Origin of the sequence: Streptomyces sp. NPDC001922 (assembly GCF_042891165.1) — a bacterium.
Classification (GTDB): Bacteria; Actinomycetota; Actinomycetes; order Streptomycetales; family Streptomycetaceae; genus Streptomyces.
Genome location: NZ_JBIASV010000017.1, coordinates 216701 through 225387 on the forward strand (window position 1 = coordinate 216701; position 8687 = coordinate 225387).

Consider the following 8687-nt stretch of genomic DNA (forward strand, 5'->3'; position numbering starts at 1 on the left):
CGTACAGTGGTCCCATGACAAGCGGAACCGAGGACGAGCCCCGCTGGCTCACCGACGACGAACAGCGCACCTGGCAGGCCTATCTGCACGCGACCGCGCTCCTGGAGGATCACCTCGACCGCCAGTTGCAGCGCGACGCGGGCATGCCGCATGTCTATTACGGCCTGCTGGTGGCCCTGGCGCGCGCCCCGCGCCGCCGGATGCGGATGACGGAGCTGGCCCAGAACGCCAAGATCACCCGGTCCCGCCTCTCGCACGCCGTGGCGCGCCTGGAGAAGCAGGGCTGGGTGCGCCGCGAGGACTGCCCGTCCGACAAGCGCGGCCAGCTCGCCGTCCTCACCGAGGAGGGGTACGGGGTCCTGGAGAAGTCGGCGCCGGGCCATGTGGCCGCCGTGCGCGCCGCGATCTTCGACCGGCTCGATCCCCGGCAGGTGGAGCAACTGGGCGAGATCTGCCGGATCATGGCCGAGGGGCTCCAGCCGAAGCAGGGCGCGGACCTTCCCTGGCTCCGCTGAGCCGGGGATGCTCTGAGCAGGGGATCCGCTGAGCCGGGATCCCCCGAGCCGGGCTTCGCTGAGCCGGCACGGCACATCCGTCAGGGAACGGGCCGGACCGCACGCCCCGACACCCGTCACCCCTCACCCACTGCCCCCGCACGGCCACAGGGGCCCCGCTCGGCGCAAGCGGGGCCCCTGATCTGTTCCACGGTGTGCGTCAGTGCGCGAGAACCGGCACCGCCACCTCGTCCTCCACCGGGCGCCCCTCGTCGTCCGAGCCCGCGACCTTCTGCCCGCCCTGGCCGCGGGTGGTGATGAAGGTGAAGGCGATGGCCGAGGACACCAGCAGGATGCCGACCGCCCACCAGATCGCGCTGGTGTAGCCGTGCACCATCGCCGCGAGCTTCAGGGCCGTCGGCGACGTCGCCTCGGTCGCGTGCGAGGTCGCGTAGGCCGTGGTGGCGCTCGCGGCGATGGTGTTCAGCAGCGCGGTTCCGATCGCACCGCCGACCTGCTGCGAGGTGTTGACCATCGCGGAGGCCACTCCGGCGTCCCGCGGCTGCACCCCGGACGTGGCCATGCTCATGGCCGGCATGAACGCCGTGCCCATGCCGAGGCCGAGCAGCAGCTGCGCCGGCAGGATCAGCGTGGCGTAGTCGCTGCCGACCTCCAGCCGGGTCAGCAGCAGCATGCCGGTGGCGGCGACCAGGAAGCCCGGCGCCATCAGCAGCCGCGGCGGCACGCGGTTCATCAGCCGGGCGCCGATCTGCGTCGAGCCGGTGATCATGCCCGCGATCATCGGGAGGAAGGCGAATCCGGTCCGGACCGGCGAATACCCCTTCACGATCTGCAGGTAGTAGGTGAGGAAGAGGAACAGGCCGAACATCGCGATCACGGCGAGCCCCAGCGAGGCGTAGACCCCGCCGCGGTTCCGCTCGGTGACCACGCGCAGCGGCAGCAGCGGCGCCTTGACCCGGGACTCGACCAGGGCGAACGCGGCCAGCAGCACTCCGGCGGCGACGAACAGGCCGAGGGTGACCGGGGAGGTCCAGCCGTCGGATTCGGCGCGGGTGAAGCCGTACACCAGGGAGACCAGGCCGAGCGTGGAGAGCACCACCCCCGGGATGTCGAGGGTGGAGCGGTTCCGGCTGCCCTCGGGCTCCCGGATCACGAAGTACGCACCGGCGGCGGCGATGACGGCGAACGGGATGTTCACGAAGAACGTCCAGCGCCAGTCCAGGTATTCGGTGAGGAAGCCGCCGAGGATCAGGCCGACGGCACCGCCGCCGCCCGCGATGGCGCCGTAGATGCCGAACGCCTTCGCCCGCTCCTTGGCGTCGGTGAACATCACCGCGAGCAGGGACAGCGCGGCCGGCGCGAGCAGCGCGCCGAACGCCCCCTGCAGCGCCCGGGAGCCGAGGAGCACCCCGGTGTTCACCGCGGCGCCGCCCAGGGCCGACGCACCGGCGAAGCCGACCAGGCCGACGAGGAAGGCGCGCTTGCGGCCCCACAGGTCCGCTATCCGCCCGCCGAAGAGCAGCAGCCCGCCGAAGGCCAGGGCGTACGCGGTGATGACCCACTGCCGGTTGCCGTCGGAGATGCCGAGGTCGGCCTGGGCGGAGGGCAGCGCGATGTTCACGATGGTCGCGTCGAGGACCACCATCAGCTGGGCGAGGGCGATGAAGACGAGCGCTTTCCAGCGCCGTGGATCGAGTGCCGGAAGGGAAACGGGCATGGCTGTGCCTACCTCAGGGTGCGGAGTGGGAGGAACGGAACGTTCGGAAGCGAGGACGGGGAACGGAGGGACGGCGGAAGCGGGCGGGAACGCGGGGCGCGGATGGGTCGCGGGAAGTTCGGTGCGTGCGGGACGTCGCCCGGTGCCGGCCCGGCAGGGCGGTACGGGCTCAGGGCTGCTGCCGGAGGTCCTCCAGCGTGGCCGCGGAGCCCGGGAGTTCGGAGCGGGCCGGGGTGTGCAGACCGTCCAGGAAGAGCTGCAGATGGCGGTGGATGAACTGGTCGAAGCCGCCGCAGGCGTTGCCGGGCAGCGGCCGGGTCAGCTGCGTGATCGCCACCATCAGGTCGCCGACGGCGATGTCCTCCCGTAGCCGCCCGTCGCGCCGCGCCCGGTCCATCAGCGCTTCGACGGCGTGATCGAGCCGGTCGCGGGCCGCCGCGTGCTCCGGATGGTCGCGGTCGATGCCCTCGGCCAGCAGCGGGCAGAGCGCCCCGATGCGCTCGTCGGCCGCCGCGTGGACGAAGCGCCGCAGCGCCTCGAAGGTGTCGGTCTCCTCGGCGAGCGCGGCCTCGGCCTGGTCGGCGATCCGGGACATGACGTCCAGCGTGACGCGGTGGATCAGCTCACCGCGGTCCGGGAAGTGACGGTAGAGCGTCGCGTTGCCGACGCCCGCGCGACGAGCGACCTCGTCCAGCGGAATGTCGGGGCCCTGCTCGACCAGCAGCTCCCGGGCGGCGGCGACGATCAGCTTCCGGTTGCGCAGCGCGTCGGCCCGCAGCCGGGGCTTGCGGTGCTGCTCGGTGGTGGCGGCCAACTCCGGCACCCCTCTCCTGGTCGTGAGCCCGTCGCCGGACTGCTGCTCTGCTGGACGGTCCGGCCGCGGTGGGCGCGGGATACGGGGAGCGAGTCCCCGTTTGATCCGGACACCGCCTTAACGGGGATTGAGTCCCCGGATATTTCACCCTGCCGCCGTGACCCGCGTCACACACCACCCGGGGCCGCGCCCCGGACACCGAATGTCGCTACGCCGTAACGCTCCGATAGGGAACGTCGCCCGGACGGCGCAGGGCTTCCGCCCGGACGGCCGCATCCGGCGCGCCACCGGCCGGGGCGCCGCAGCACGGTGGTCACAGCGTGCGGTCGGCCGTGGACGACTGCCCCCGACCGGAAGGCGGCAGCATGACGCCACACCGCCCCCGAATAGGCGAGGCCCTCCCGCACAGGGCCCGCCCCCGCAAGCCCCGCCGCTGCACCGCGCTCCTCGCCGTCGCCGCCCTCGGGATCACCGCCCCCACCACCGCGACCGCCACCGTCACCGTCGGCACCTCGGGCCCCTCCCCGGCCACCCGGGCCGAACCCGACGCCCCCTGCACGCCCGCCACCGTCCCCGGGGTGCAGATGTCGGAAGGCCTGCCGACCCCGCCGGGCCACAGCCCGAGCACCGGAGTCCTCCGGTCCCTGAACCTCATGATCGACTTCCCCGACGCGCACGGCGAGGGCAGCCCGCGGGCGCGGTTCGACGAGTTCTTCCCGGCGACCGCCGACTGGTACCGGACCAGCTCCTACGGGGCGCTGGAGTACAAGGCCGAGGCACCGGTCATGGAGTGGCTGCGGATGCCCCGCTCGTTCGTCGAGTACGGGGTGGACCGCGGCGTCAGCTACGAGCCCGGCTACCGGCAGCTGGCGAAGGACATCGCGAAGGCCGCCGACGCCCGGGTCGACTTCGGCGCGTACGACGTGGTCAATGTGCTGGTGACGCCGAACGCCGGCCCGTCCGCGCTCGACACCGTGCTCTCCGTGACCTTCGCCGGCATACGCGACGCCCCGCAGGCGGACGGGGTGACACTCGGTCATATGTCGTTCGTCTACAGCCGCCAGGACGACGGCTCGGCGACCGCGGGGCTGAACGCCTACCGGGTCCTGCCGCACGAGAACGCCCACGCCCTCGGACTGCCCGACCTCTACACCGCGCAGGGCGGCACCCTGGCCGGCCACTGGGACATCATGTCCGAGGACTGGGGGGCCAACAACGACTTCCTCGCCTGGCACAAGCGCAAGCTCGGCTGGCTCGGCGGCAAGCAGGTGGTCTGCGCCGACGGGACCGGGAGCAGCGAGCACACCATCAGCCCGCTCGCCCGGCCGGACGGCACCAAGCTGGTGTACGTGCCGGTCTCCGGACGGACGGGGTACGCGGTCGAGGTCCGCACCCAGGAGGGGAACGACGCCGCCGTCTGCAAACCGGGGGTCCTCGTCTACTGGATCGACACCGGGGTGAGCAGCGGCGAGGGGCCGGTCACCGTCAAGGACAGCAAGCCGCACAGCGACGGCTGCACCACCCGGCCCAATGTGAACGCGGAGCTGACCGACGCCCCGTTCGCCCCCGGGGAACGGATGGCGGACAGCACCACCGGGGTCACCGTCGAGGTCATCGGCTCCGACGCGTCCGGCAACCACCGGGTACGGATCACCCGGCCGTCCTGAGTCCCCCCGCCGCCTGCCCCGGCACCGGCCACCCGCCCCCGCGGGATGGCGCGCCGCACGGATGCGGAAGCCGGGTCACACCCGCCCCCGCACATGCTTCCGCGTGCGGATCCGCTCCGGCCGTCCCGCCGTGGCGGGCGCATGGGCCGGGTCACCCGAGCCGGGTGACATCGCAGGGATTTCCTGCGGCCGTGGGTCCGGTCCCGGACTCACGGGCGGATCCGCACGCGGAACGCGGGCGGCAGTGGTACCGGCAGGCGGCCGGACGGGTACGGAAGCTGGCCCCATCGGAGCCCCGCCGAACAGGTACGGACCACCCGCACCTCCCGGCGTCCACCGTCAGACGCCCAGCCGGCCGCCGGTCAGCCGCGCCAGCGGGCGACGGCGGCGCGCGGCGCGCCGACGGAGCACCACAACGGTTGCACCGGCCACGGCGGCTCCGGCACCGGCGGCGACGGTCGCCACCTTCCGTGCCTTGATCACCATCCAGGCGGTACCCGCCGCGGCAACGGCCTTCTTGGGGGCCTCCGCAGCCACGGTCCGGCCGGTGGCAACCGCCTTGTCGGCAGCCACCTGTGCCTTCCCCGCGGCGGCCTGCGCGGCCCGCGTCGCGGTCGTCGCCGCGCTCCCTACGGTCGACCCCGCCTCACCGGCCGTCTCCTTGGCCTTGTCGGCGGTGTCCTTGGCCTTGGCCTCGGCGGACTTGGCGTTGGCGTTCGCGGTGGTACGACGGGCAGCAGTACGCACATTCTTTTTCTCAGTCATGACCTTCGCCTAACCGCTCGGCATCGCAGCAAACCCGTCGCGATACCGACCGGCCCCCACGAAGAACACCAACCCCTGAGATCACGTCAGTTCTCGAACATCGCGCGAAATTACCGCCGCTGACGAACACAAGTGCCGTCGAGTACCCGCCCCCGCATCCGGCAAACCAATCATCCGGCAGGAATGACCGGCAAAAGCACGGGAATTCGAGTGACCGGAGGTTGATAGACATGGTTCCCCTTCTTCTCGTACTCCTGCTCGCCGCCCTGCTTTTCGGCGCCGGCTTCGCCCTCAAGGCCCTGTGGTGGATAGCAGCGATCGTCCTGGTCGTCTGGCTGCTGGGCTTCGTGGTCCGCCCCGCCGCCTCGGGCGGTCGCCGGGGCCGCTGGTACCGCTGGTAGACCCCCACCTGCACCGCCACGACGGCCCCGCCCGGGCGGCCGCGCATCGAGCAGCGCCCCCGCATCCGGGGCCCGCGCCCGCGGGGCCGGACGGGGACCACCGGGAAACAACGGCAACGCAACGATGATCAGCAGGACCTGATCCACGAAAGCGGACAGGACCCGATCCCCCGCAGGAACAGAGAGGCATTCACCTGTGACCGAGAACATCTGGGCCTACACGCCGACGGCCGGATACCTGACCGGCACCGACCTCGCGGGATACACGGTGGAGGCTACGGACGGCAGCGTGGGAAAGGTCGACAAGCACTTCGACGAGGCGGGCTCGGCCTTTGTCATCGTCGACACCGGGATCTGGATCTTCGGAAAGCACGTCCTGCTGCCTGCGGGCACCATCTCCAGCGTCGACCACGAACTGAGGACGCTCTTCGTCGCCCGCACGAAGGACGAGATCAAAAATGCCCCGGAGTTCGACAGGGACCAGCACTCCACCGACCCGGAATACCACCGCCAGGTGGGCGGCTACTACGGCGGCTTCCCCGCCTGACCCCCACCCACCGCGCGCCGGGCCGCCGGCCTCCCCCGAGGAGGATCCGGCGGCCCGGCGCCGTGTCGGCCCCGCCGGCCGACCGCCCCCGACGATGCTCCGGTCCCCAGCCCGCGCTTCGAGGATGCGGCCGGATGGCGTGACCGCCTGTCGACCGTGGCGGCCGCCCCTGCCGACCGCGGTGATCTGTCGGCCGCGCTCATCCGCCCCGACGGCCTCGTCGCCTGGGCCGCCGCCTCGGGCCTGTCCGCCGACACCGCAGCTCGGGCGACCGCGCTGCGCACCTGGCTCGGTGAACCACGCACCTGCATGGCGAACGGCCAGAAAGGTGAACCTGCCCAGCCTGAAGGCAGGAAAAGCACCGGGCAACGCATAGGGGAGGTCTGATGGTGTGCGATGCACTCCGGCGGTCGGTTCGGCACAGATCTGCCCTGATGCTGCCGAACGGCCGTCCCGTCTCCGCACCGGCAAAACATCCGAGGAGCAGGAACGACGATGGCACCCGACCCGACAATCTCCCAGGTGAACATGACCCTGGCTGCCCTTGCAGCCACCGGGGCCACCCCGCGTCCGTCCGGGGAAACCCTGGAGCAGCAGACCAAACGAATCATCACCGGCATCGACGCGCAACTGAGCGATCCCACCCTTGCGACGCAGGACGAGTGGGAGCTGGTGTGGCTGGCCCTGAGCAAGGCCAACGCCAATATGGCCTACCTCGTACGGAGCACCAACGGCTCGAACGAGTTCGCCGTGGTCGCTCGCGGAACGGACGCCGATTGGATCGACATCCTCGAAGACCTCGAGGTCGGCACGGTCGTCCCGTTCCCCGAAAGCGGATCGCCGACGCCCATCCACGTTTCCAAGGGGGCAAAGGATGCGTTCACACGAGTGGTCACCGCCGGCTCGATCGCCTCTCCCTCCCCGAACGCCACGCTCGCTCAGGCGCTCTCCGTCGCGCTCAAGGCGGCGCCCTCCTCGCCGCAGCCGACCGTCTATCTGACCGGCCACAGCCTGGGCGGTTGCATCGCCAGCATGCTCGCGCCGTACCTGCAGGCACAGACCTGGCCGAAACAGCCGAAGTTCGCGGTGATGACCTACGCCGCTCCCACCGCCGGCGTGCAGAGCTTCGTCGACTACTTCGACTCCATTCCGTGGGTCATCGACGAGCGCCAGAACAACGCCTACGACCTGGTACCGCACGCGTGGGCCGATCTCGACACCACCGCCGACTGGTACCCGAGCCCGGGACCGCAGGCAACCGAAGAAGTGAAGCTGCTCATCGAGAAGATCGCCAGGCGCACCAACGGCAACGTCTACGTCCAGCCCGGCACGCTCTACCTGATGAACACCGGATACACGAGCTTTTCCGAGAAGCTGATCCACAAGACCACCCAGGACTTCCTCGGCCAGATCGCCTACCAGCACGCCAACTCCACCTACCTGGACCTGGTGGGGGCGCCTGACGTGCCTTCCCCGCCGGCGGTGACCGCCCTGAGTCCCACCTTCGGCGCAGCAGGCGACACGGTGACCATCAACGGCACGGGTTTCAGTAAGGACAGCATGGTCGACTTCGGCCGCTTCGCCTGCACCGAGCCGCCCACCATCGACTCCTCCGGTCTCAAGATCACCGCCAAGGTCCCCAACGGAACAGGCGTCGTCCACGTCCGCGTCACCAACACTCTCGGCACCTCCCCGGCCATCGCGATGTCGCAGTTCGCCTATGGCGGACCCGCACCTGTAGTGGTCAGTTCGGTCAGCCCGGCCAGTGGAAAGGTCGGCACCCCGGTCACCATCAACGGCGAGGGCTTCGCCCAGGGCGCCACCGTGCACTTCAAGGACCAGGCATCCGACTCGGTCAAGTTCGTCTCCACCGGCCAGCTCACCGCAACAGCGCCCGGTCTGCTCGACGTCCAACAGACGGTGAACATCACCGTGACGGTCGGCAAGGCCACCTCTCCCACCAGCCCGGACGACGAGTTCACCTACACCGGACGGTAGCGCCCGCACGCCCCGTTCCCGGGTGGCCCTGCGAGCAGCCCCGGGCCCTTGCCGCCGACCGGTCGAAGCGTGCCTGGGCGAGGGATCGCCGCAGGACCTTTCGCCCTGCGGCGAGCAAGCCACGGAGCTGTGCGGCCCGGCAGAGCAGCTGCCGGGCGACCAGGTGTCCTTGACGTGCTCCCTGGCCTAAAGTCCAGGGATTCCGGCCTGGGTCGGTTGACCCTTCCGGGGGCTTCCTGCTTCACCGCGCTGTGCGGGCACAG

Annotated in this window: 8 protein-coding genes and 1 pseudogene; 6 read left to right on the forward strand and 3 right to left on the reverse strand. The window is 70.9% G+C overall.

What is annotated here, in order from left to right; all coding sequences use genetic code 11:
* Nucleotides 1-14: 14 nt before the first annotated feature.
* A complete protein-coding gene (locus ACFYYR_RS28895) occupies nucleotides 15-515 on the forward strand; it encodes a MarR family winged helix-turn-helix transcriptional regulator (protein WP_388859827.1) in 501 nt (166 codons plus the stop codon).
* A gap of 199 nt (nucleotides 516-714) precedes the next feature.
* Here ACFYYR_RS28895 and ACFYYR_RS28900 read toward each other — a convergent pair whose 3' ends face one another.
* Together ACFYYR_RS28900 and ACFYYR_RS28905 are read right to left on the reverse strand one after the other, a co-directional pair.
* Nucleotides 715-2232, reverse strand: coding sequence for an MFS transporter (locus tag ACFYYR_RS28900; protein ID WP_388859830.1), 1518 nt, complete (start codon nucleotides 2230-2232; stop codon nucleotides 715-717).
* A gap of 169 nt (nucleotides 2233-2401) precedes the next feature.
* Nucleotides 2402-3046, reverse strand: coding sequence for a TetR/AcrR family transcriptional regulator (locus ACFYYR_RS28905; protein ID WP_388859879.1), 645 nt, complete (start codon nucleotides 3044-3046; stop codon nucleotides 2402-2404).
* Nucleotides 3047-3411: 365 nt separating this feature from the next.
* Between ACFYYR_RS28905 and ACFYYR_RS28910 the strand changes: the two genes are divergently transcribed.
* Nucleotides 3412-4713, forward strand: coding sequence for a M6 family metalloprotease domain-containing protein (locus ACFYYR_RS28910; protein ID WP_388859833.1), 1302 nt, complete (start codon nucleotides 3412-3414; stop codon nucleotides 4711-4713).
* Between the two features lie 339 nt (nucleotides 4714-5052).
* Here ACFYYR_RS28910 and ACFYYR_RS28915 read toward each other — a convergent pair whose 3' ends face one another.
* The gene (locus ACFYYR_RS28915) at nucleotides 5053-5478 is read right to left on the reverse strand and encodes a hypothetical protein (protein ID WP_388859836.1); all 426 of its coding nucleotides are present in this window, start codon (nucleotides 5476-5478) and stop codon (nucleotides 5053-5055) included.
* A gap of 230 nt (nucleotides 5479-5708) precedes the next feature.
* Between ACFYYR_RS28915 and ACFYYR_RS28920 the strand changes: the two genes are divergently transcribed.
* From ACFYYR_RS28920 to ACFYYR_RS28935, 4 genes and pseudogenes are all read left to right on the forward strand, one after another.
* Nucleotides 5709-5879 (forward strand): hydrophobic protein, encoded by a 171-nt coding sequence (locus ACFYYR_RS28920; RefSeq protein WP_351505930.1) that lies wholly within the window; start codon nucleotides 5709-5711, stop codon nucleotides 5877-5879.
* A gap of 196 nt (nucleotides 5880-6075) precedes the next feature.
* Nucleotides 6076-6426, forward strand: a complete 351-nt coding sequence (locus tag ACFYYR_RS28925; protein ID WP_351505927.1) for a PRC-barrel domain containing protein — start codon at nucleotides 6076-6078, stop codon at nucleotides 6424-6426.
* A 132-nt stretch (nucleotides 6427-6558) separates the two neighbouring features.
* A pseudogene (locus ACFYYR_RS28930) lies at nucleotides 6559-6813 on the forward strand (hypothetical protein); the annotation flags it as partial.
* A 141-nt stretch (nucleotides 6814-6954) separates the two neighbouring features.
* The gene (locus tag ACFYYR_RS28935; protein WP_388859882.1) at nucleotides 6955-8424 is read left to right on the forward strand and encodes an IPT/TIG domain-containing protein; all 1470 of its coding nucleotides are present in this window, start codon (nucleotides 6955-6957) and stop codon (nucleotides 8422-8424) included.
* The last annotated feature ends 263 nt before the right edge of the window (nucleotides 8425-8687 follow it).

What these genes read in the sequence shown, in the direction of transcription:
- ACFYYR_RS28915 (WP_388859836.1), bottom strand. Translation starts at nt 5,478, where the DNA reads ATGACTGAGAAAAAGAATGTGCGTACTGCTGCCCGTCGTACCACCGCG.
- ACFYYR_RS28900 (WP_388859830.1), bottom strand. Translation starts at nt 2,232, where the DNA reads ATGCCCGTTTCCCTTCCGGCACTCGATCCACGGCGCTGGAAAGCGCTC.
- ACFYYR_RS28895 (WP_388859827.1), top strand. Translation starts at nt 15, where the DNA reads ATGACAAGCGGAACCGAGGACGAGCCCCGCTGGCTCACCGACGACGAA.
- ACFYYR_RS28910 (WP_388859833.1), top strand. Translation starts at nt 3,412, where the DNA reads ATGACGCCACACCGCCCCCGAATAGGCGAGGCCCTCCCGCACAGGGCC.
- ACFYYR_RS28920 (WP_351505930.1), top strand. Translation starts at nt 5,709, where the DNA reads ATGGTTCCCCTTCTTCTCGTACTCCTGCTCGCCGCCCTGCTTTTCGGC.
- ACFYYR_RS28935 (WP_388859882.1), top strand. Translation starts at nt 6,955, where the DNA reads ATGACCCTGGCTGCCCTTGCAGCCACCGGGGCCACCCCGCGTCCGTCC.